We start from the raw sequence: 23060 nt of genomic DNA on the forward strand, positions 1-23060 counted from the left end.
CGTGGCCGATATCGCCCATGAGAATGTCGCCCCGCGCCCCGCGGCCAAACGGGGCGTCACGCCCACCCGGCGCATGCTCCAGATCGCTGCGGCGCGTACGGATTTCCGCATCGGCCTCGTCGGCTTTGCCGTGCTCGTCGGCCTTGCGATCCTGCTGCCGCTGGTGAGCCCGGTCGATCCGATCAAGATCGCCTACGGTTCCAAGCTGCTGCCGCCGTTCCCCGCCGAGGGCTGGAAGTGGCCCTACCTGCTCGGCACGGACCAGCTCGGCCGCGATGTGCTGATGCGCTGTCTGGTGGGCCTGCGCTATTCGCTGCTGATCGGCATCACCACCGTCGTCCTGATGTTCGTCGTCGGCTGCAGCCTCGGGCTCTATGCCGGCTTTCGCGGCGGCTGGGTCGATGCCGTCATCATGCGGCTCACCGATGCGCAGCTTTCGATCCCGATGATCATCCTCGCCATCACCATTCTCGGCGTCTCCCGCCCGACGGTGCCGGCGATCATCCTCGTTCTGGGGCTTTCCGGCTGGCCGCTCTATGCCCGCGTCGCCCGTTCCGTGGCGCTCGGCGAGCGCAGCCGCGGCTATGTGCTGGGCGAGCGGGTGCTCGGGGCTTCGGACCTGCGCATCATGCTGCTCTTCGTCGCGCCGGTCGTTCTGCCGCCCATCGCCTTCGTCGCGGTGCTCGACATCGCCCGCATGATGATCTTCGAATCCATTCTCGGCTTTCTCGGCCTCGGCGTGCAGCCGCCGACGCCCACCTTCGGCAATGTCATCGCCGATGCGCGAAAATACCTTCTGAACGCCTGGTGGATCGCCACCATGCCCGGCGTCTTCATGCTGGTTTCGCTCACCTGCCTCAACCTGATGGGATCGGCGCTGGAGCGCGCGCGCAATGCCGTGCTGCGGGGAGAAGCGTGATGGCCGGTCCCATTCTTGCCGTTTCCAATCTCAGCGTCGATCTTGAGCGTGAAGGGCGCAGCCGGCGCGTCGTCGACGATGTCAGCTTCGCCCTGGCGCCCGGCGAAGTGCTCGGCCTCGTCGGCGAGGCCGGCTCCGGCAAGTCGGTGCTTGCCCGTGCGCTGGTGCGCGCCGTCTCCACGCCCTTGGAGATCGCCGCCGGCAAGGTCGTCTTCGAGGGCAAGGACATCCTGTCGCTGCCGCCGCGTGCGCTCTCCGCCATCCGCGGCAACCGCATCGGTTTCATCGGCGCCAATCCGATGGGGTCGCTCGATCCCCGTCTGCCGATCGGCCAGCAGATCGTCGAGAAGCTGCGCTGCGTGCGACCCGGGATCGGCCGGGCCGAGGCGCGCGACAAGGTGCTCGACCTGCTCGCCCGCGTGCGTATTCCTTCGCCGGGCGCCCGCTTCCACGAGGCGCCGTTCCAGTTCTCCGGCGGCATGATGCAGCGGGTGATGATCGTCGATGCGCTTGTTTCCGATCCGTCGCTGGTCATCGCCGACAACATCACCCAGCCGCTCGACGTGACGGTGGCCGCGCAGATCATCCGCCTCATCGACGGGCTGCGGCAGAGCCTGGATACCGCTTTCCTCTTCATCTCGTCATCGCTGCCGGTGGTGGCGCAGATCGCCGAGCGCACGCTCGTCATGCAGCGCGGCCGCATCGTGGAGGAGGGGCGCACGGCGGAGATCGCCGCGCGTCCCCGGCAATCCTATACGCGCGCGCTCATCTTGCGCATCCCCTCGATCTGGAAGGATGTGGCGGCCCCGGCGGCGCAGGAAGGCGAGGCGGTGCTGACCGTCGACAACGTCATGCGCTCCTACCTGGTGCGCCGGCGGGGCTCCTTCAACGCCTATAACGAGGTGAAGGCGGTGCGCGACGTCTCCTTCACCGTGAAGGCCGGCGAGAACTTCGGCATCGTGGGCGAAAGCGGCTGCGGCAAATCCACCCTGACCCGCCTCCTCGCCTGGCTGGAGCAGCCGGACGGCGGTCGCATCGCCTTCCTCGGCAAGGACCTTTCGCACCTTTCCGCCCGCTCGCTGACGGAAATGCGCCGGTCCTTCCAGCTTCTTCTGCAGGACCCCTACGGTTCGCTGCCGTCAGGCATGCCGCTCCAGCGCATGATCGAGGAGCCTTTGCTCATTCACGGCGTCGGCCGGGCGGAGGCGGCGAAACGGGCACAGGAGGCGATGGCCGAGGTGGGGCTCGACATGGAGCTTGCCGACCGGCTGCCGGTGGGTCTGAGCGCCGGCCAGCGCCAGCGCATCAACATCGCCCGCGCGCTGGTGCTGAAGCCGCGCCTGCTCATCCTCGACGAGACGCTGTCGGCGCTCGACCAGGTGGAGCAGGCCGAGCTTCTGGACCTCTTCAACCGGCTCCAGGCAACACACGGATTTTCCTATGTGTTCATTTCGCACGACCTCGCGCTCGTGCGCCGGATGTGCCACCGTATCGCCGTCATGTATCTCGGGCGCATCGTGGAATTGGCAGACAACAGCACGCTTTTCGAACAGCCGCACCACCCCTATACGCGGGCGCTGCTGAGCGCCATGCCGACGCTGGAGGACAACCGTTTTCCGCGCCCGCGCTACCTGCTCGACGGCGAGCCGCCAAGCCCGATCGATCTGCCGCTCGGCTGTTCGTTCCGCTCGCGCTGCCCGCGCGCGCAAGGCGACTGCGAGAAAACCGACCCGCCGCTGCTGGCCCTTGCCGGCGGCAACTACGCCGCCTGCCTGCACCGGCACGAGGCGCCGCATGAGGAGGAAGCCGTTCATGTCGAGTGAGATCCGCAAGGAGGTCATCCTGGAGCGCCTGGACCGCGATCAGCGCGTCAGCGTGCTCGAGCTTTCGGCCGAATTCGGCGTTTCCGGTGAAACGATCCGGCGCGACCTCAAGGATCTGGAGGCCGAGGGCGCCGTGCGGCGTGTGCATGGCGGTGCCATTCCGGCGGGCCGCACCGCCGACACGCCGATCACCGAGCGCATCAAGCTGAATGCGCTGGAGAAGGATGAGGTCGCGGGCCTCGCGCGCGACCTCATCGTCGACGACTGCGTCATCTTCCTCGACACCGGCACGACGACGCTGGCGCTGGCCCGCCGGCTCGTCGGTTTCAAGAAACTCAGGCTCTATACCAACTCGCTGCGCATCGCGCAGGCGGCCTGCGAGCATTTCGGCGTTCAGGTGCTGATGACGCCCGGGCACCTGCGTCCGGTGGAGCAGGATCTCGTCGGCTACGACACGATCGCCTACATCCAGCAGTTCCATTTCGACATGGTGTTCATGGGCGCGGCCGCCGTGAATGCCGATTACGGCTTCATGGACTTCGAGGAGGACGAGGCGCGCATCCGCCAGGTGCTGCTGAAGCAGACGTCGCGAAGCGTGATGCTTGCCGATCACTCCAAGTTCGGCAAGGTCGGCAACGTCATCACTGCGCCGTTCGGCCGGGTTCATACGCTGGTGACGGACCGCCGTCCTCCGCCCGCTCTCGTCACGGCTGTCCAGGCCGAGGGACTGGAGATCATCCATGGATAGCGCAGCGGCTATGGCCGGCTCCGATCTGGCGACGATTTTCGATCGGATGTCCGCGATCGGCGCGCATCCCGGGGCAGGGATCACGCGGCTGGCCGCAAGCGCCGAGGATGGCGCGGCGCGCCGCCTCTTTGCCGACTGGATGTCGAGGGGTGGCGCCCGCATCGCGCAGGATGCGATCGGCAACCAGTTCGCCTGTTTCGACTGGGCGGGTGAGGGGGGGCCTTGGGTCTTTGCCGGCTCGCATCTCGACAGCCAGCCGCGCGGCGGCCGCTTCGACGGCACGCTTGGCGTGCTCGCGGCCGGCTGCGCGGCGCTGGATCTCGATGCGGAGATTCGCGCTGGCGGCTTTCGCCCAAGCCGCAATCTCGCTGTCGTCAACTGGACGAACGAGGAAGGTGCGCGCTACCAGCCGAGCCTCACCGGCAGCGGCGTCTTTTCGGGCGCCCTGCCGCTGGACGATGCGCTTGCTCTCAAGGACGGGGCTGGCATTGCGCTCCGCGCCGCCCTCGATGCGATCGGTGTGGCCGGCGAAACGGGAAGCGTTCCGCCTCGCCCGGAAGCCTATGTCGAATTGCATGTTGAGCAGGGCCGGGTCCTGACGGAGGCCGAGCGGCGGATCGGCATCGTCGAGGGGACCTGGGCGGCCCGCAAGATCACCGCGGCCTGGACCGGCCGCGCCGCCCATACGGGACCGACACCCATGGCGGACCGGCGCGATGCGCTTCTTGCCGTCGCGCGGGGTATTACGGCCTTCGAGGCCCTCGTCGCCGCGCATCATCCCCACCTCCATCGCTCGGCTGCGCGCCTCGTCATCGAGCCGAATTCGCCGAACGTCGTGGTCGAGCGCGCGACGGTCTGGTTCGAACTGCGCGGTCTCGACGTCGCCGAACTCGACATCGCTGGCCGGGCGGTGATCGCGGCCTTCGAAAAGGCGGCGCGCGAAACCGGCACGCGGTTGGAGATTGCCGCCAATGGGCTGCGCGCGCCCGCCCGCATGGACGACCGTCTGTCGGCGCTTGCCGGCGACACGGCACGTGCCTGCGGTTTCGATCCGCTGATCATGCGCTCGGTTGCCGGGCATGACGCCGTGGCATTGCAAAATGCCGGCATTCCCTCGGCCCTGATCTTCATTCCGAGCGTCGACGGCATCGCGCACCATCCCGACGAACTGACCCATCCGGAGGACATGAAGGCGGGTCTCAAGGTTCTGACAGCACTGTTGCGGCAGCTCGCCGAGGGAGGATTTCATGCAGAACGATGAGGCGATCCTGCCCGCGCTTGCAGCCATCGGCCTGTCTGGTGCGGCGCTTTCTCCGTCGATCGGGGGCATTGTTTCTCCCATTCACCGGGCCGTTGAGAACACCTGCCTTTTCGCCACGGCGCCCGGCCGGCCGCCAGTCTTCATCAAGCACCGGTGCGACGACATGGCCGATTTCATCGCGCTGGACCGCGTTGCGGAGGCCAGCCGCAAGGCGGGAGAGCTTGGTATCGCGCCCCGGCTGCTGCATGCCGATCCCGCACGCGGTGTCCTCGTCTTCGACGTGCTGGGCGAGGAATGGGCATGGGGCCGGGCGGATGTGCTTCGCCGTCCCGCGGTGCTCGAAAACCTGCTTGCCGCCAAGCGCCGCTTCCAGGAGGCGGAACCGCTTGCCGAAGACCGCAGCGTGTTCGATCTCGTCGCTGCCTATCGAAGGCTTGCCGAAGCGCCCGGCGTGATCCTGCCCGCGCCGGTGCGGACCGTCGCTGCGGCCGTCGAGCGGATTGGCGCGGCGATCGCGGCGGCCGGCGTCGATCGCGTCGCCTGCCATGCCGATGGCGTGTCGTCGAACGTGATGGTCGGGCCGCAAGACGCCGTCCGGCTGGTCGATTTCGAATGGGCGCGACAGGCGGACCCCGTCCATGATCTTGGAACCGTGCTCGCCGAACTGCTTCCCTTCGATGGCGAAGCGCTGCTGGCGATCGAGATCGCGACCGGAAAACCGGATGGGCAGATCCTTGCCCGCGCGCGTCTCTATGGTGCGGCGGACGATCTGATGTGGGCGCTATGGGGCTTCATCAGTGCGGCGCGCTCGCCGCGAAAGCACGTGGAGTTCTTCAAGTATGCCGAATGGCGGCTGCTCAGGGCGCGCACCGTGATCGAGGGGCCGCGCTTCGAAACGTGGCTGAAACAGGTCTGAGGGAGGGGCGGATGCGGCGCAGTCTGGGTGAAGGCGTATCTCCGGCGGAGCGGGCGATCGAGGCCGCCATTCTCGCCGTCGCGGATTGGCGGGAGCGGCCGGTTTCCTACGAGCCGGTGCCTGGCGGCATCAGCAATCCGAACTGGCGGGTGCATGTCGATGGCACGCCGCACAGCTTTTTCGTCAAGATTCCGGGCGAAGGCACGGAAATGTTCATCGATCGCCGGACGGCGAACGAGGCCGGCCGCAAGGCGCATGCCGCCGGCGTCGGCGCGCGCATCATCGACTTCTTCCCCGAGACCGGCGTGGAGATCAGCGAGTTCGTCGAGGGGCTGCGCACATCCACCAATGCAGACTTTCTCGACCCGGTCGTGCGCTTCAACGGCCTGCGCGCCCTGAAGGCCTTCAATGACAGCGCGCCGCTCTCCCAGCGCAAGACGACCTTCGACATGATCGACGAGCATTTCGAGCAGGCCCTGGTGTTGGGCGGCGAGTTTCCCGGCGATTTCGGCTGGCTCAATGCGCGCTACCGCGAGGCGCGGCAGGCCCTGGAAGCGTCCGGCCTCGACCTCGCCCCCTGCATGAACGATACGCTCGCCGGGAATTTCCTGCTCCATGCCGACCAGCGGGTCATGCTCGTCGATTTCGAATATGCCTCGACAAACGACCGGGCGGCCGAACTTGCCCTGTGGTTCAGCGAAATGTGCTTCTCGCCGGAGGTGGAGGCGGAGATGATCGAGGAATATTACGGCCGTCTCGATCCGGCTCTCCTGGCGCGGGTCTGCCTGTTCAAGGCGCTGGTCGATCTGAAATGGTCGACCTGGGCGATGGTGCAGAACCGGATCTCCCGGCTCGATTTCGATTTCTTCAAATACGGCTTCTGGAAGCACATGCGGGCGCGCTTCGTGATGAGCGATCCGCGCTGGGCGGAATGGTTGAAGGCCGTTTGAGGAAGGCGAAGCAATGATCCCCGTTGATTTCATGCACCGGCTCGCCGCGGTCGCAGCGCGCGAGACCCTGCCGCGGTTCCGGCAGGCAGGTCTTGTCGCCAACAAGCTTGCGGCCGGCTTCGACCCCGTGACGGAAGCCGATCGCGAAACGGAAAAGGCCATCCGCGCATTGATCCGGACCGAGTTTCCGGACCACGGTATTCTCGGCGAGGAGTTCGGCGCGGAGGGAGCGGAGAACCGGTATGTCTGGGTGGTCGATCCGATCGATGGAACGCGCTCCTTCATTGCCGGGATACCGCTCTGGGGCACGCTTGTCGGCCTGACGGACGAGGGCGATGCGGTTGCGGGCATGATGGTGCAGCCGTTCATCGGCGAATTGTTTTACGCCACTGGCCACGGCGCGCACTATGAAGGGCCGCATGGCCGCACCCGGCTTGCCACGCGGGCAACGGAAAGCCTCGCCGACGCCATGCTCTGCACGACCACGCCCGCGATCTTCGAGCCCGCGCAGAGAGCCGCGTTCGACCGGCTGGAGCGGCAGGTTCGCCTGTCGCGCTACGGCACGGATTGTTACGCCTATTGCATGCTCGCCGCCGGGCAGGTCGATCTCGTTGTCGAGGCGGGCCTGCAGCCGTACGACATCGTCGCCCTCATTCCGATCATCGAGCAGGCGGGCGGCGTCGTCACGGATTGGAGCGGCGGGCCTGCGGAAAATGGCGGCTCCATCATCGCGGCCGGCTCTGCCGGATTGCATTCACAGGCGCTCGCCTTCCTGGCGTCTGCCTGAGCTTCCGTGCAAGGCATCCGCTGTCTTTGTAGCCCGGTCTTTTTGATTCAATCGGCTAGCGACGGGCTCCCGTCCTGTTCACCAGAAGCCTTCGTGAGCCTTTGCAATCTCCTCTTCGAGCGCAGGGACGGGGCCGACGACCTCCACCCGGCGCTGCCCGGCATCGAAAATGCGCTCGCAGGGCATGTCCATCGTCAGGTTTTCCGGATTGTCGCCCGTGAGTTCCGCGAGGCGCTTTTCCGTCATGCCGTAGACGAGACGGCCGATACCCGCCCAATAGGTGCCGCCCGAGCACATGCAGCACGGCTCCACCGAGGTGACGAGCGTGCATTCGGCTAGAAATTCCGGCGAATAGGCCTTTGCGGCGTTGCGCGCGACATTCATCTCGGCATGGCCGACGCCCTTGTCGTCCTTGAATGTGTTGCCCGCGGTGAGGAGCACGGCGCCATCCGGCCCCGCCAGCAGCGCGCCGAACGGGTGATTGCCCGTCGCACGGCTTTCCTCCGCAATCTTCATCGCCTCGCGCAGGTTGCGCAGGTCGATGTCGGTTGCCTGTCCCTTGTTCTGTTTGCCGATCATTTCTTCCTCCTCCTCAACGCTTGAAATTCCTGCAGTCACAGAATGCGCGAGAAAGGGGCTTGCGCCAATGATGCGCGCGACCTGGCGTCCCTTCACGCCCGCTTGAAAACACTCACTTTCCAAGCCAGACGGGGCCGCTCGTGTTGATCGCCGGCACACCGCCGGCCGGCTGGTGGGAAACCTGTCGCAGGCCGGAGAGCGCGTCCTGTATATCCCGCCGGGTCCCCGATGAGTCCGCGTAGACGGCGTAGACCGGATAGGTGAATTCGGGGGCGCCTTCGATCCTTTCGAGCGTGCCGGCCCTCAGATAGGGCGCCACCGTTCCCTTGCGGAAATAGCCGGTGCCGCCGACACGCAGGATATAGTGGAGGGCGAGCAGGCCGAAATCCACCTGTAGCGCCGGCTCGGCAAAGCCGGCCTGCCCGAAACCGGACTGGCCGGCGAACTGCGGCCCCCATTCGACATGGACATGGTCCGGTTCCTCGCCCTCCTTCAAGCCGGTGGTGCTGCGCACCAGGACGAGCTGTTCTTCTTCCAGAAGATCGACCCGGAAGCCCGGCATCAGCTTCGGCGCGTAGAGCACGGCGATGTCGAGCACCCCTGTGCGCAACTGTTCGAGCAGTTGGTCGGGAATGCCGATGCGGGCATGGACCGCGATACTCGGGCAATGCCCCTTCATCCAGACCAGCCATTCGAGCATGAGGGGGTTCCACAGGCTCACCTCCCCGCCGACGGCCACGACGGCGGTGCGGCCGGGCGGCACGGTGAGCTGCTGGCGCGCCCGTTCCCAGACCTGCACGAAGGATTGGGCGAAGCGCTCGAATTCCCGCCCTGCCGCCGTCAGCGCCGCGCCGTTGCGCGTGCGCACGAAAAGCTTGCGCCCCAGCGCTTCTTCGAGCGTGCGGATGCGCGCGCTCACCGTCGTCTGGGTGATGTGCAGCCGCTCCGACGCCTTCAGGAAGCTGCCGGTATGGACGATCTCAAGAAAGGTGCGAGCCCGGTCGATATCCATGCGAAGCCCCGTTCAATGCAATTTTTTTGTGCTTATAACGCATTTAGGTCCGTTTGCCTTCCTGTTCCCTGTTGTCGGGCATTCTCGGAACCGGCCTTTCCGTGGTGCTGCGCATGGAGACGCTCTCCTCGCCGCCGCCGTTGATCGAACAGTCGAGGGACTTGCAAGCGAGGTGCGTAGCGGCAGGCGGCCTCCTCGATCTTCGGAGAAACAGGCTCGGCAGTCCCGCGATTGCTGATTGCCGACCAAGCCAAAGGCGAACTTGTGCGCTATAACGCCATCATGACAATACAAAGCAATATCGCCGTTATCTCCAGTCACGATGCGCATCATCCGCAGGTGCTGCTTGCGGACGCCGTGACACGGTGGCGCGATGAGGGTGCCCGCGTTGCAGGGGTGCTCGCAGAAGGCTACGAAGGGGAAGGCGCGTGCAGCGCGGGCCATTTGCGCGACATCGCGACCGGCCGTCGGTTTTCGATCCATCTGGATGCACCGCCTGCCGCCACCTCGTGCCACCTCGACGCCCGCGGCGTGGAGGAAGTCTGCAGCGTGTTGATGGCTGGTATCGCTTCCGCCGACGTCCTGGTGCTCAGCAAGTTCGGCAAGCTGGAAGCGATGCGGCAGGGCCTTTGGGATGCGTTCACATTCGCCGTGCAGGCTGGCATGCCTTTGCTGACGACCGTTTCGCCCAGGCATATGGAGGCCTGGAACGCGTGGGCGCCGTCGGCGATCGGGCTGCAGCCGGATGCCGAAGCGATCGACGGCTGGTGGCGGGCGGCGCGTCTCGTGGCACCTCGTCCGCGCTGAGGCGATGGCCCCTTGGTCATGCCACTTGGATTATTTTGACGCAATTCTGGACGCAAAACCGCTTCGCACTTTTGCTGGAACTGCTCTAGAAACCGGGGAGCGTGTCAAGCCTGACGACCTTGACGGTTTCACCCGCCACGGCTGGCGCAGCCCCCGCCGGCCGAAACAGGAGCGCATTGGCGGATGCGAGCACGGCCAGCATCGAACTGTCTTGCTCGGAGAACGCTTCGACTAAGAGCGCACCATCATCAAGGGAGACCGTTGCTCGCAAATAATCGTCCCGCTCTCCCGTCTTGCCGATTGGGGAAACAAGACGAGCATTCTCGAACCGCGGGCCGGAAGCGTCGTGGCCCGCCAGCGCGCCGATGGCGGGTTTGAGGAAAAGCACGGCACAGACCAGGGCCGATACCGAATTGCCGGGTAGTCCCAGCACCGGCATGTCGCCGAGCGTGCCGAACATCAGCGGCTTGCCGGGGCGCATGCGGATCTTCCAGAATTCGAAGCTCAGGCCGAGTGCCTGAAGTGTCGGCCGCACCCTGTCGTGGTCGCCGACGGAGGCGCCGCCGGTGATCAGCAGGAGATCCGCATCCAAGCCCTGAAGGGCGGCTGTGATCGCGGCGTCGTCATCGCCGGCAATGCCCAGGTCCGATGCCTCGCCACCCCATGCCCGGACGAGCGCAAGGAGTGCCGGGCGGTTCGCGTCGAAGATCCGGCCCGGACCGATGCCGGTCCCGCTTGCCACCAGTTCATCGCCGGTCGAAAGCACCGCGACCCTCGGCCGGCGGTGGACGAGGATGCTGTCGTGACCGGAGGCGGCAAGCAATCCGATGTCGCGCGCCGTCAGCACGCGCCCGGCCGCGACGACCTCGGCTCCTTCGGCAAAGTTCAAACCGGCCTTGCGGATGAAGAGGCCCCGTTGGGCGGCGGTGCGAAAGACGATACGCTCCCCGTCGCTCTCCACGTCCTCCTGAATGACGATCGCATCGGCGCCGGCTGGAACAGGCGCGCCGGTGAAGATACGCATGCATGTTCCGTGACTGAGCGTCGGCACGGCGGCAAGTCCCGCTTTCGACGCGCCCGCGAGGGGAAGCGCAATGCCGCTGGCAGGGACGTCGCCAGCCCGGACGGCATAACCATCCATTGCGGACACGTCGAAGGGCGGCGACGTCGTCAGTGCCTTGACCGCGGGTAGCGTCCACGTTCGTGGTGTAATTTCGGGGGCGCATTGAGTGGAAATTGCGGTGGAGAATGCGCTGCCGCTTTTGCCGAGCGCCGGGTGGTCACCGGGCCTGTCGGATAAGGTGGAGTTGTTCGACTTCAACCTGCCGAAAGGAACTCCGATGACCGACGATAGATTACCCCTTGCCGAGCTTGCCGCGAAGAGTGGCGACAGCGATTTTCTGCGGGCCATTGCCGAAAGCGTGCTGCAACTGATCATGGAGGCCGACGTGGACGGCCTGATCGGCGCTGGCCGCTATGAGCGGGGCGATGGCCGCCAGACCTGGCGCAACGGCTACCGCGACCGCTCGCTCGACACCCGGCTCGGCACGCTGAACCTGAAGATACCGAAGATGCGGCAAGGGGCCTATTTCCCCGGCTTTCTGGAGCCGAGGAAGATGGTGGAGAAGGCACTGGTGGCCGTGATCCAGGAGGCATGGATCAACGGCGTTTCGACGCGCAAGGTCGATGAGCTGGTGCAGGCGATGGGCATGACGGGGATTTCCAAATCCTCCGTTTCCAAGCTCTGCAAGGACATCGATGAGCGGGTGAACGCCTTCCTCAAGCGCCCGCTTTCGGGCGACTGGCCTTATCTCTGGCTCGACGCGACCTATCTGAAGGTGCGCGAGGGCGGGCGCATCGTCTCGGTGGCGGCGATAATCGCGGTGGCCGTCAATACGGACGGAAAGAGGGAGATCGTCGGCCTGCACATCGGCCCTTCCGAAGCCGAGCCGTTCTGGACGAGCTTCCTGCGCGATCTGGTGCGCCGGGGTCTCACCGGCGTCAAGCTGGTCATCTCCGACGCTCATGAGGGGCTGAAGGCCGCCATCACCCGCATCCTCAGCGCGACATGGCAGAGGTGCCGCGTTCATGCGATGCGCAACGCGCTTGCCTACGTTCCCAAGGGCCAGCACACCATGGTCGCCGCCGCGATCCGGCAGGCTTTCATCCAGCCCGACCACGACAGCGCCGTGCAGACATGGCGGCATGTCGCCGACCAACTCCGCGCCAGATGGCCCAAGCTCGGCACCTTCATGGACAATGCCGAGGCCGATGTGTTGGCCTACATGGCCTTCCCGGCGCAGCACCGTACCAAATTGCATTCCACCAACCCGCTGGAGCGGCTGAACAAGGAAGTGAAGCGTCGCGCCGATGTCGTCGGCATCTTCCCCAACGAGGACAGCATCGTCCGCCTCATCGGCGCGGTCCTGCTCGAAGCCAACGACGAATGGCAACTCCTCAGCCGATACATGCAGGTCGAGGCGATGGCCGAGATAAATCCACCAACAATCGAGGAGGAAACCACACTTCAGATTACACCCAGAGCCGCCTGATCATGACAGCCCGGGGCCACACCCGAAATTACACCATCTTGACGGACGCTATCTGACCGCGGCGGCCGAAACCCGACCCAATGCCTCTTGCAGGCCGATGGTCTCCACCGCGACCGGGCGTATCGCGGAGGTGATCATTCCGCGTGCTTCCTCGACGGTAATGGCACTTTTCCCGAACGGCTTCTCGATACCCATGCACCCTCACATTCCGGCAGCCTGCAATGAACAGTTCATTCCGGTTCCACGTCAGTCCGCAACGGCGGCGGTCGTCCTCGAAATGGTGGCTCCGCGCGCGCCGCTATCGTTGGCTTCGGTCGAATATAACGAGGCGTCGCTGGAACCGATAGGCCGATCACGCACCGGCACCACTTGCGTCGCCGCCGTATCGCAGCAAACTGCACGCGCACGCGACGGACCGCAGGAATGCCTTGCTGCCGCGCTTCCCTCTATCCCTTCGTCGCGCGGGGGGCGCCTCCTTCAAGCGAGCACCGTTCCGGGCAGTTCCAGGCTCCGGAAGTGCTCCTTTGCATGATCGTAGAAGACGGCCGGTGCAAAATGCAGACCGGCGCGGGCGCGCACCATCAGGCCGAACCGGTTGGTGGAAAGCCCGGGATCGTCGAGTGGGCGGAACACCAGAGCCCCGCTGCTGATTTCGGTGTGCGCGCCGATCGGGGTCATGATCGAAACATGATGCCCGGCCTGCGCCAGCTCGACCAGCATACGGATGGAGCCCACCTCCAGAAGCGGCGGCGGCACGGATGCAGATGCGTCGAGGGTCGACTGGATGGCGCGCCGGATGGACAGCTCGCGGGTCCCGATCGCGACAGGGTGCACGAAACAGTCGGCAAGGGTCAGCTTCTGGCGGCTTGCCAGGGCATGGTCCGGCCGCATCAGGGCACCGACGCGAACGTCGCGCCGGACGGCCATTTCGATCTCGCGCGGCGGCACCGTGACGAAGCCGAAGCCGACATCCACGGTCTCGTCGACGAGGCGGGTGACGACGTCGGCCGACGACGTGACCTCGACACTGAGATGGAGCGTCGGATAGCGTTGCGAGAACGCGATCAGGAGGGGCGGCAGGAAGGAAAGGCCGACGCTCTCCACCGTGGCGATGCGCACCGATCCGGTCTTCAGCCCGCGCAGCATGTCCAGCTCCGAGACGGCCGCCTCCAGCGGCGAAGCAACGCGGCGCACATGACGGAAGAGAATTTCGCCGGCCGCCGTCAGCCGCAATCCACGCCCCTCGCGCTGGAAGAGCGCCATGCCGAGCGCATCCTCGAGCTGGGCGATCTGGCGCGAGACCGCGGACGACGCGACGTTGAGCCGGCGGGCGCATTCGCGAACGGAGAGCAGCTCCGCGACGGTCTGGAAGTAGATCATCGCGGGCTGGTGGAACATGCGGGCGAGCAGGGCAGGCGACAGCGCGCGCTCGCGCGGCGGTGACGGACGGGTGGTTTTTTCCTTCGGAGCGCGCATGGGCGATGCATTCCATTGATGCCTTTCCGGCAACAATCTGCTCTTGAATTGGAAATGGCAAGATCAGTTGCGATGCGCGACAGTGATGGCGCGGCACGGGACGCCGCCATTCGCACCGGAGCTGCCGCCTTGGACATCAACACCATCACCGCCGTCAGGAGGCCGCGCGAGCGCGCCGAACTCTGGCCGTTTTGCGAGGGCGATGCCTGGCTCGGCGGCGGGACCTGGCTGTTTTCCGAGCCGCAGCCGAAGCTCTCCCGGCTGGTCGACCTTTCCGATCTCGGCTGGCAGCCCCTTGTTGCCAGCGATGCGGGCCTCTCGATTGCAGCGACATGCAAGGTGGCGACGCTCGATGCCTTCGAACCGCCGGTCGCCTGGCCGGCGGCACGGCTGATCGGAACGTGCTGCCGCTCGTTCCTCGCCTCCTTCAAGATCTGGAACATGGCGACGGTCGGCGGCAATCTCTGCATGTCGCTGCCGGCTGGTCCGATGATCTCGCTGACGGCGGCGCTCGACGGCGTCTGCACCATCTGGTCGCCGGATGGTTCCGAGCGAAGGCTTCCGGTGGTCGATTTCGTGAAGGGGCCGCTCAGCAACGACCTGCGGCCGGGCGAGATCCTGCGCAGCATCAGCCTGCCCTGGCAAGCGCTGGCGCGCCGCACGGCCTTTCGCCGCGCGAGCCTCACGCCGCTCGGCCGTTCCGGCGTGCTTCTCATCGGAACGCTTGTGAACCGGGGGGAATTCGTCCTCACGGTAACGGCGTCGACGCGGCGCCCGGTCCGGCTCGCTTTTACCGCTCTTCCGGGCGAGAGGGAGCTCGCGCGCCGCCTGGAAGCCGAAATTCCCGAGGCGCTCTACTACGACGACATCCACGGCTTGCCCGACTGGCGCCGGCACATGACGCATGTCTTCGCGGAAGAGATCCGGCTCGAACTCGGAGGGCGGCCATGACCTATCTCGTAAACGGTGCGGAGCACGAGGCCACGCCCCGTCCGGGCCAGTGCCTGCGCACCTTCCTGCGCGACCTCGGCTGTTTCGGGGTCAAGAAGGGGTGCGACGCGGGCGACTGCGGTGCCTGCACCGTCCACCTCGACGGCCGGCCGGTGCATAGCTGCCTGGTGCCGGCATTTCGTGCCGAAGGCCTGGAGGTGACGACGATCGAGGGGCTCGGATCGCCGGACGACCTGCATCCGGTGCAGCAGTCCTTTCTCGACGCGCAGGGTTTCCAGTGCGGCTTCTGCACGGCCGGCGCAATCATGACGGCGGCGGCGCTCGACCAGGCCCAGCGCCGTGACCTGCCGGCCGCGCTCAAGGGCAACCTGTGCCGTTGCACCGGCTACCGGGCGATTGCGGATGCCATCGAAGGCGTGAAGCATGTCGAGCGCGTCGGCGCAGGCGAGGCGTGCGGCCGCAATCTCGCGGCCCCTGCGGGGCCTGGCGTCGTGACCGGCCGTGTGCGTTATACGATGGATGTCGCGCCCGTCGGTGACCTGGCCGGCCTCACCCATATGAAGATCCTGCGTGCGCCGCATCCGTCCGCCCGCATCGTTTCCATCGATGCGCGCGCCGCGCTTGCGCTGCCGGGCGTCGTCGCGGTGCTGACCCACGAGGATGCGCCGGATCGCTATTTTTCCACCGCGCGCCACGAGATGTATACGGACGACCCCGACGACACGCTGGTGCTCGATCCGATCGTTCGCCATATCGGCCAGCGGGTTGCAGCCGTCATTGCGGAAAGCGAGGGGATCGCCGAGGCCGGCTGCAAGCTGATTGCGGTCGAATATGAACTGCTGCCCGCTGTCTTCGATCCGGAGGACGCCCTGAAGCCCGGTGCGCATGTCGTGCATGACAAGCCCCTCTCGTCCCGCATCGCCAATCCGCAGCGCAATATCGTCGCCGAACTGCATGGGCATCTTGGCGATGTCGAGACGGGTTTTGCCGAGGCGGACGCCATCCACGAGGGCACCTACCATATCCAGCGCGTGCAGCACGCCCATCTCGAAACCCATGGCGCCATCGGCTGGCTCGACGGCGACGGGCGACTCAACATGCGCACCAGCACGCAGGTGCCGTTCCTGACGCGCGACGCGCTGTGTGCCCTCTTCGACCTGCCGCAGGATAAGATCCGGGTCTTCGCCGAGCGCGTCGGCGGCGGTTTCGGCGGCAAGCAGGAGATGATCACCGAGGACATCGTGGCGCTCGCCGTTTTCAAGACCGGGCGCCCGGTGAAGCTCGAATATACGCGTACGGAACAGTTTTCCGCCTCCACCAGCCGGCATCCGATGAAGATCACGGTGAAGGTCGGCGCGAAGAAGGACGGCCGCCTGACGGCCATTTCGATGCGCATGCTCTCCAATACGGGCGCTTATGGCAATCACGGACCGGGTGTCATGTACCACGGCTCGGGAGAATGCATCGCGCTTTACCGCTGCCCCAACAAGAAGGTCGATTCCGTTGCCGTCTACACCAACGAAATGCCGAGCGGTGCCTTTCGCGGCTATGGGCTGAGCCAGAGCAATTTCGCGATCGAATCGGCGATGGACGAGGTAGCCCGGCAGATCGGCATGGACCCGATCGCGTTCCGCCGGATCAACGTCGTCGTGCCGGGCGACCCGATGACCGCGGCGGACGACGGCCCGCATGACGTTGAATATGGCAGCTACGGGCTCGACCAGTGCCTTGACAGGGTGGAAGCCGCCCTGTGCAAGGGGCCGCATCCCGATCTCTCCGACGACTGGCTGATCGGCCGCGGCATCGCCGCCGGCATGATCGACACGATCCCGCCGCGCGGCCACCGGGCCGAAAGCCGGGTCACGCTTTTGTCGGACGGCACCTACGAGCTGAAGACCGGCACGGCCGAGTTCGGCAACGGCACGACGACCGTGCATGGGCAGATCGTCGCCTCGCTACTCGGCACGACGCTTTCCCATGTGCGCATCAAGCAGTCGGACACCGACCACATCTCGCATGACACGGGCGCCTTCGGCAGCACCGGGACGGTCGTCGCCGGCTCGGCGACACGGGAGGCGGCGGAGGACCTTGCCGGCATGCTCCTCGATTTTGCGGCATCCTTCGCCGACACCCGGCGATCGGCGTGCAGGCTCGGCGAGGGCGTCGTGATTGCCGCGGGCCGAAGCATCCCGCTTGCGAAGCTTGCGCAGGCAGCGGCCCTGGCGGGGGTAAAGCTCTCGGGGCAGGGTCGCAGCGGCGGCACGCCGCGCTCCGTCGCCTTCAATGTCCAGGGTTTCGAGGTTGCCGTCCATCGCCGTTACGGCGAGATCCGCATCCTGCGCTCCGTCCATGCCGCCGATGCAGGCACGGTGATGAACCCGATGCAGTGCCGTGGCCAGGTGGAAGGCGGGGTCGCCCAGGCGATCGGCGCCGCACTCTACGAGGATCTCAAGATCGACGGCGAGGGGCGGGTCACGAACCCGACCTTCCGGGGCTATCACATCCCCGCCTTCGCCGATATTCCGCGCACCGAGGTCTTCTTCGCCGACACTTACGACCGGATCGGACCGCTTGGCGCGAAATCGATGAGCGAGAGCCCGTACAATCCGGTCGCCGCGGCGCTCGGCAATGCCATTCGGGATGCGATCGGGGTCCGCCTCTACGCGACGCCCTTCAAGGCCGACATGCTTTACAAGCTGGCGATGGAGGTGCGGCCCGCGTCGGTATCGATGCCGGCCGATGTTCATGAACCTGCCTGAGAAGAGGAGCACGCGATGAAGATGCCAGCCGGATCGTGGGATCAGTTCGACGATTACGTCATCGACTTTGCCATCGATCGAAAGCGTCGCGGCGAGCGGATCGCGATCGTCACGCTGGTGCAGATCGAGGGATCCTCGCCACGTCCGCTGGGCGCGCAGATGGCGGTTTCGGAGACGGGACGCTGGACGGGCTATCTCTCCGGCGGCTGCATCGAGCGGGCCGTGGTCACCGAGGCCATCGCCGCCATCCAGGACGGGGAGAGCCGGCGCGTGCGCTACGGCCGCGGCTCGAAATATTTCGATATCCAGCTTCCCTGCGGCAGTGCGATCGAACTCGTTTTCGATGTCGGCATCGCGGATGAGGACCTGGTTGCGATCGATTCCCGCCTGCACCGCCGTCTGCCGGCCATGATGCATGTGCCTTCGCTTGCGGGCGACGAGACCGAGACATTGACCCGCATCTACGCGCCGCGCACGCGCCTCATCATCGCCGGCATCGGGCCTTCGGCCGTTCAACTCTCTAGGCTCGGCCTGCTCACCGGTTTCGAGGTCGTGCTCTATTCGCCGGACAGGGAAACGCGGGAAGAGGTGCTGAAGACGCCGGGCGTGGAGGTGGTGCCGATTCCGAGCGCGGCGAGCCTGCCGGTGATCCATGCGGATCGCCATACGGCGGTTGCGGTGATGTTCCATGACCACGAATGGGAAACGAACCTGCTGCCGCTCATCCTCGAGACGGACGCCTTCTATGTCGGCGCCATGGGCAGCCGGAAGACCCATCAGCGCCGGCTCGATATCCTGGCGCGCTTCGGTGTGGAAAAGGAGAAGCTGGGCCGGATCCGCGGGCCGGCCGGCCTGTTCGAGAGCGGCAAGAGCGCATCCTCCATCGCTCTCTCCATCCTGGCGGAGATCATGCAGGCGAATGTGGGTGCAACAGCCGGAGCCGGCCTGTTGACGGATGGCAGCGAAGCATCTGCGTTGCCGCTCTGGGAGCCCGCCAACCAACCCTTGCCGGTCGGTTGTCTTTCTCGCGACGGCACAGTCACCCTTTGACGGCGGCCCGTTTACAGTCTGCCGTAGGCGCCGGTGATCGCGGCGAGGAAGCTGGCAAGGCCGGCCGAGCGAAGCGGCAGATACGACTTGCCCTGTTCCCGGCACAGGCGCTTCACGAGGCCCACAGCCGTGTGGCTGATGTGGTCGACCGGAAAAAGAACCGTCGCCGCCTGACCGACGAGGGCGGGCAGGAGCGTCGTGCTGTCTTCCATGCCGCCGTCGTGAAGGAGCAGATCGACCCTTCGGTTTTCCGCGCAGGCGCGCAGATGATCGAACAGATTGCGCCGGCCGCCGACATAGAGAACAGGTCCGGGCATCGCGACGGCGTCCTGCCTCTCCCCGCTCCTCGTCCTTTCGGCAAGCATCGCCTCAAGGGCCTCGTTTTCCCGAAGCAGGGCATGGCTGAGATCCTGCGAATGGTCGAGGGCGCGCTGCAGGCCGCCAATGGTCTCCTCGGCCGCGGCGAGCTGTTCGGCGAAGGTATTGGCGCGGTTTGACCCGGTTTCGACGCGGTCCGTCGCGCCGGTTGCGGGGGATGCCCGGCGAGAAGCGGCGGCGGATGCTTGGGCCTGTACCAGCTTTTCCTCTAGCTGCCGGATGCGCTGCTGCAAGGCGACACGCTCGTCGGCGGCCGCCCTCAGCCGCTGCTCCTGGCGTTCGCTCTTCTCATGCGCAAGCGCGAGGTCCTTTTCCAGCCGTGTCAGGCGGGCGATGTCGAGGCGGCTCGCGCTGCCGACAAGGTGCGAAAGCATATGCACCTCGCCGAAGATGTCGCGGATCAGCGCCTGCGGGCTGCCCGGATGGCTCATCAGCGCCCAGTAGGGGCCGGCGATGTCGCCACGGTCGAAGGATTCCCGCCAGATGCTGCGCAACGCCGCCTCGTCCGCCTGGCGGGGAATGCGCTTGATGGCGCTTTCGTGGCGCTTGTCGAGCGCCTTGTTGAGCAGCTTTGCCGCGTGGTCGCGCTGGCCGGCAAGACGCACGCCGCGCCCGTGCAGGGCATGGTCCGTCGCGGTGCGTGCGTCCTCCTGTCCGGCCTTGACGAGAATCTGGCGGAGTTCGCCGGCGGTCAGGCATGTGCCGATGATCGAGCAGTGGAACGTCGTGGGGATGTCCCACGTCCGCAGGCGCTGCGAGCCGGCTTTCGCCGCAGGCGCTTGCAGGGGCAGGAAAACACCCGAAGGGCCTGGTTGTGGAGATGTCAGGCGGGGCAGGCTCGGCATGGATGTTCCGATCTTGGCAGGGGGCGCTCAGGCCGCGGCTTCTCGGCCTTGCTGATGGGGCAGATCCGTTCCGAACTGCATCTGCCAGTACAGGGTGAGGATGTGGTTGCGTGTGAGCGGGGCGAGCGGCAGTGTCGGCGCGTCGTGGATCGGCATCCACCTCGCTTCGTCGATCTCGCAGGTCGGCGCGATGATCTCGTCTTCGAGCTGGACCCTGAATACATAGGCGACGAGGAGGTGGTCCGTTTCGTCGGCCGCCTCCGCTTCGAAACAGCCGAAGGGCGCCATGCGCGCCGGCGGAATGTCGAGGCTCAGTTCCTCGCGCAATCTCCGGGCAAGCGTCGCCTTCGGCGTTTCGGTGCCCGCGATCCTGCCGCCGGCCTGCATGAATTGCGGCCCGCCGCGCTTGCGCACGAGAAGCGTGTCGCCGTTTTCTCGGATGATGAGCGCGACCGCGATCCGGATTTCTTCCTGCATGATGATCCGATGACCCTTCAAATCGTTGTTGCCGCGCCGGATGCCGCCCAAAGGCGCTTTCGCTTCGATGGCAAATCCACTAATCGTTATATTTCATGAAATATAACGATTTGAAAAGAGCGATATCGATGCGGTGGCGTGCGGCGCTGAGCCCAGCCGCTTGAGGCTGGCGGCCGCGACCGGGCGGAAAGTCCGTTCGGCTCTCCGATCGATGACGCGAGAAACGATACGGGACGCGTTAATGCTGATCAGGCATCTGAAGTTTTTCGTGACGCTCGCCGAAGAGCAGCATTTCGGGCGGGCGGCGGAGCTGTGCAGCGTCACGCAGCCGACGCTGTCGCAGGCCATTCGAAAGCTCGAGGGGGATTTGAACCTTTCCCTGATCGTCCGGGGTCACCGCTTCCTTTCGCTGACCGCCGAAGGCGAAAAGGTCCTGCGCTGGGGGAGGCAGATCCTTGCCGACTACGAAAGCCTGCACGATGACCTCAGGGGCAAGAAGAAGGGCGGGCTGACCGGCACGTTGCGGCTCGGCGTTATCCCTGCGGCCATGCCATCGGTCTCCTTCGTCACCGAGCAGTTCGAAGATCGCAATCCGCTGGTCCAGATCGAGATCCGCTCGATGTCGTCACGGGCGATCGAGAAATCGCTGGAGACCTTCGAGATCGATGGCGGCCTGACCTATCTCGACAACGAACCGCTCGACAATGTCCGGCGCTTTCCGCTCTACCGGGAGCGCTACGTTTTCGCATGCCGGTCCGACCATCCCCTGGCGAAGGCGCAGACCGTGCGCTGGGCGGAGGCGGTGACGCAGCCGCTGTGCCTGTTGTCCGACGATATGCAGAACAGGCGTATCCTCAACGGGATTGCCGCAGGCGCGGGAGTGGAGCTTCGTCCGAAGGTGGTCAGCAACTCCTTTCTCGGCGTTGCTTCGCATCTGCGCCGCGGATTGTGGTGCGCGATCGTGCCCCACACCTTCGGCTTCGTCTTCGGCCGTGCGGACGACCTGGTCCTTCTCGACATGGTCGATCCGGTTCACCATCAGGCGATCGGCCTCGTGCTCGCCGACCGTCTGCCGCAATCGCCGATGGTCCTGGCGCTCCAGGACTGTGTGGAGCGCGCCGATATCGAAGGGCATTTCGATCGTGCCTTCGGCGGAGGCGCTGGACCCTTGCGGGACGCCGCGATGCATGAACACGGCCGGCAGGGTCGAAAGCTGGGTGTCGTCGGGGAGGGCCGATGACGGCCGATCGCCAGGTGCGGGCAAATTTTCTGACCGGCATTGAAGTTGCTTGTTGCTGCGCTGCAACTTCATCGGCATCGCCTATGGATTCGTAAAAAACATCCATTGGATGTCGCATCGGCTGCCATGCAAGATGCCTGTGTCAAAGAGATACCTCTTAACCCGAGGCCTCCAGGAGGAACCCCGCATCTCGCCGGTCACCGGCCGGCGTGCCTGATCGTACCGAGCAGGCCTTTGACCCGTACGCGGCACGCGTACGGGAGGGTCTCTGGTTGTCTCAAGTTCAGAAAGGAAATGTCATGGCCAAAGTAGTGTGCGTCCTTTACGATGATCCGATCGACGGTTATCCGACCGGCTATGCGCGTGATTCCCTGCCGGTCATCGAACGCTATGCCGACGGGCAGACCCTGCCGACACCGAAGGCGATCGACTTCGTTCCGGGAAGCCTGCTGGGTTGCGTGTCCGGCGAGCTTGGTCTGCGCAACTATCTGGAATCGAACGGTCATACCTTCATCGTTACCTCCGACAAGGACGGGCCGGATTCCCGGTTCGAGAGGGAACTGGCCGATGCGGACGTCGTGATCTCCCAGCCCTTCTGGCCCGCCTATCTGACGGCCGAACGCATCGCCAAGGCGCCGAAGCTGAAGTTGGCGCTCACGGCCGGCATCGGTTCGGACCACGTCGACCTGCAGGCCGCCATCGACCGCGGCATCACCGTCGCGGAAGTCACGTTCTGCAATTCCATCAGCGTGGCCGAGCATGTGGTGATGACCGCCCTCAACCTCGTGCGCAACTATACGCCGTCGCATGCCTGGGCGGTGAACGGTGGCTGGAACATCGCCGATTGCGTCGCCCGCTCCTACGACATCGAAGGCATGCATGTCGGCACGGTGGCTGCCGGCCGTATCGGTCTTGCGGTTCTGCGCCGGCTGAAGCCGTTCGGCATGCATCTCCACTATACCGACCGCCACCGCCTGCCGCGCGAGGTCGAGCTGGAACTGGGCCTGATCTGGCACGAGACGCGGGAAGACATGTATCCGGCCTGCGATATCGTGACGCTGAATTGCCCGCTGCATCCCGAGACGGAGAACATGATCAACGCGGAGACGCTGAAGCTCTTCAAGCGCGGCGCCTATCTCGTCAACACCGCACGCGGCAAGCTCTGCGACCGGGACGCCGTTGCGCGCGCGCTGGAGAGCGGCCACCTGGCCGGGTACGGCGGCGATGTCTGGTTCCCGCAGCCGGCGCCCAAGGATCATCCCTGGCGAACGGCCCCGAACAACGCCATGACACCGCATATCTCGGGCACCTCGCTCTCGGCGCAGGCCCGTTATGCGGCCGGCACGCGCGAAATCCTCGAATGCTTCTTCGAGGGTCGGCCGATCCGCAACGAATATCTGATCGCGCAGGGCGGAGCCCTGGCCGGTGTCGGCGCGCATTCCTATTCGAAGGGCAATGCGACCGGTGGCTCCGAAGAGGCGGTCAAGTTCAAGAAGGCCAATTGATCGGCCCGGCCCGCGCAAGACGGAC

Annotated in this window: 21 protein-coding genes; 14 read left to right on the top strand and 7 right to left on the bottom strand. The window is 65.7% G+C overall.

Annotation, left to right across the window (positions count from 1 at the left end):
* Window positions 1–10 precede the first annotated feature (10 nt).
* Genes shn_RS27520 through hisN form a run of 7 tightly spaced genes read left to right on the top strand, consistent with a single transcriptional unit; the run spans window position 11 to window position 7404 of the window.
* Entirely contained in the window at window positions 11–919 is a 909-nt protein-coding gene (locus shn_RS27520; protein WP_064334022.1) for an ABC transporter permease, read from the top strand.
* Window positions 919–2742: an ABC transporter ATP-binding protein gene (locus shn_RS27525; RefSeq protein WP_064333737.1), complete on the top strand. Its 1824-nt coding sequence runs from the start codon at window positions 919–921 to the stop codon at window positions 2740–2742. Before shn_RS27520 ends, shn_RS27525 begins: the two co-directional genes overlap by 1 nt.
* Complete coding sequence (locus tag shn_RS27530; RefSeq protein ID WP_064333738.1) at window positions 2732–3490, top strand: DeoR/GlpR family DNA-binding transcription regulator; 759 nt, start codon at window positions 2732–2734, stop codon at window positions 3488–3490. The genes shn_RS27525 and shn_RS27530 overlap by 11 nt, the downstream gene beginning before the upstream one ends.
* Window positions 3483–4751: a Zn-dependent hydrolase gene (locus shn_RS27535; RefSeq protein WP_064333739.1), complete on the top strand. Its 1269-nt coding sequence runs from the start codon at window positions 3483–3485 to the stop codon at window positions 4749–4751. Before shn_RS27530 ends, shn_RS27535 begins: the two co-directional genes overlap by 8 nt.
* Window positions 4738–5667, top strand: a complete 930-nt coding sequence (locus shn_RS27540) for a phosphotransferase (RefSeq protein WP_064333740.1) — start codon at window positions 4738–4740, stop codon at window positions 5665–5667. The genes shn_RS27535 and shn_RS27540 overlap by 14 nt, the downstream gene beginning before the upstream one ends.
* Window positions 5668–5678: 11 nt before the next feature.
* Window positions 5679–6617, top strand: coding sequence for a choline/ethanolamine kinase family protein (locus shn_RS27545; RefSeq protein WP_064333741.1), 939 nt, complete (start codon window positions 5679–5681; stop codon window positions 6615–6617).
* A 13-nt stretch (window positions 6618–6630) separates the two neighbouring features.
* Window positions 6631–7404 carry a histidinol-phosphatase gene (gene hisN, locus shn_RS27550; protein ID WP_064333742.1) on the top strand — a complete coding sequence of 258 codons (774 nt, stop codon included), beginning with the start codon at window positions 6631–6633 and terminating at the stop codon, window positions 7402–7404.
* Window positions 7405–7482: 78 nt separating this feature from the next.
* On the opposite strand, the gene shn_RS27555 is transcribed toward hisN, so the two are convergent.
* Window positions 7483–7983, bottom strand: coding sequence for a nucleoside deaminase (locus shn_RS27555; protein WP_064333743.1), 501 nt, complete (start codon window positions 7981–7983; stop codon window positions 7483–7485).
* 112 nt (window positions 7984–8095) lie between these two features.
* Window positions 8096–8995 (bottom strand): LysR family transcriptional regulator, encoded by a 900-nt coding sequence (locus shn_RS27560; protein ID WP_064333744.1) that lies wholly within the window; start codon window positions 8993–8995, stop codon window positions 8096–8098.
* Window positions 8996–9226: 231 nt separating this feature from the next.
* Between shn_RS27560 and shn_RS27565 the strand changes: the two genes are divergently transcribed.
* Complete coding sequence (locus tag shn_RS27565; RefSeq protein WP_084438586.1) at window positions 9227–9802, top strand: DUF2478 domain-containing protein; 576 nt, start codon at window positions 9227–9229, stop codon at window positions 9800–9802.
* 85 nt (window positions 9803–9887) lie between these two features.
* Here shn_RS27565 and glp read toward each other — a convergent pair whose 3' ends face one another.
* On the bottom strand, window positions 9888–11123 hold the full coding sequence (glp, locus tag shn_RS27570) for a gephyrin-like molybdotransferase Glp (RefSeq protein ID WP_064333745.1): 1236 nt from the start codon (window positions 11121–11123) through the stop codon (window positions 9888–9890).
* Between the two features lie 19 nt (window positions 11124–11142).
* On the opposite strand from glp, the gene shn_RS27575 reads away from it, so the two are divergent.
* Window positions 11143–12354, top strand: a complete 1212-nt coding sequence (locus shn_RS27575) for an IS256 family transposase (protein ID WP_064332381.1) — start codon at window positions 11143–11145, stop codon at window positions 12352–12354.
* 48 nt (window positions 12355–12402) lie between these two features.
* Here the strand turns inward: shn_RS27575 and shn_RS36595 are convergent, their stop codons facing one another.
* Entirely contained in the window at window positions 12403–12549 is a 147-nt protein-coding gene (locus shn_RS36595) for a hypothetical protein (RefSeq protein ID WP_168168981.1), read from the bottom strand.
* A gap of 282 nt (window positions 12550–12831) precedes the next feature.
* Entirely contained in the window at window positions 12832–13830 is a 999-nt protein-coding gene (locus shn_RS27580) for a LysR family transcriptional regulator (RefSeq protein WP_084438590.1), read from the bottom strand.
* 129 nt (window positions 13831–13959) lie between these two features.
* Between shn_RS27580 and shn_RS27585 the strand changes: the two genes are divergently transcribed.
* Genes shn_RS27585 through shn_RS27595 form a run of 3 tightly spaced genes read left to right on the top strand, consistent with a single transcriptional unit; the run spans window position 13960 to window position 18590 of the window.
* Window positions 13960–14781 (top strand): FAD binding domain-containing protein, encoded by an 822-nt coding sequence (locus tag shn_RS27585; RefSeq protein ID WP_064334025.1) that lies wholly within the window; start codon window positions 13960–13962, stop codon window positions 14779–14781.
* Complete coding sequence (locus shn_RS27590) at window positions 14778–17540, top strand: molybdopterin cofactor-binding domain-containing protein (RefSeq protein ID WP_064333746.1); 2763 nt, start codon at window positions 14778–14780, stop codon at window positions 17538–17540. The genes shn_RS27585 and shn_RS27590 overlap by 4 nt, the downstream gene beginning before the upstream one ends.
* 15 nt (window positions 17541–17555) lie before the next feature.
* Entirely contained in the window at window positions 17556–18590 is a 1035-nt protein-coding gene (locus tag shn_RS27595) for an XdhC family protein (RefSeq protein WP_064333747.1), read from the top strand.
* A gap of 11 nt (window positions 18591–18601) precedes the next feature.
* On the opposite strand, the gene shn_RS27600 is transcribed toward shn_RS27595, so the two are convergent.
* Both shn_RS27600 and shn_RS27605 read right to left on the bottom strand, forming a co-directional pair.
* Complete coding sequence (locus shn_RS27600) at window positions 18602–19813, bottom strand: DUF2325 domain-containing protein (RefSeq protein WP_064333748.1); 1212 nt, start codon at window positions 19811–19813, stop codon at window positions 18602–18604.
* Window positions 19814–19840: 27 nt separating this feature from the next.
* Window positions 19841–20290, bottom strand: coding sequence for an NUDIX domain-containing protein (locus tag shn_RS27605; RefSeq protein ID WP_064334026.1), 450 nt, complete (start codon window positions 20288–20290; stop codon window positions 19841–19843).
* A 241-nt stretch (window positions 20291–20531) separates the two neighbouring features.
* On the opposite strand from shn_RS27605, the gene shn_RS27610 reads away from it, so the two are divergent.
* Both shn_RS27610 and shn_RS27615 read left to right on the top strand, forming a co-directional pair.
* Window positions 20532–21530, top strand: coding sequence for a LysR family transcriptional regulator (locus shn_RS27610; protein ID WP_064333749.1), 999 nt, complete (start codon window positions 20532–20534; stop codon window positions 21528–21530).
* Window positions 21531–21829: 299 nt separating this feature from the next.
* Window positions 21830–23035: an NAD-dependent formate dehydrogenase gene (locus shn_RS27615; RefSeq protein ID WP_064333750.1), complete on the top strand. Its 1206-nt coding sequence runs from the start codon at window positions 21830–21832 to the stop codon at window positions 23033–23035.
* The last annotated feature ends 25 nt before the right edge of the window (window positions 23036–23060 follow it).

Source organism: Shinella sp. HZN7 (assembly GCF_001652565.1).
GTDB classification, from domain to species: domain Bacteria; phylum Pseudomonadota; class Alphaproteobacteria; order Rhizobiales; family Rhizobiaceae; genus Shinella; species Shinella granuli.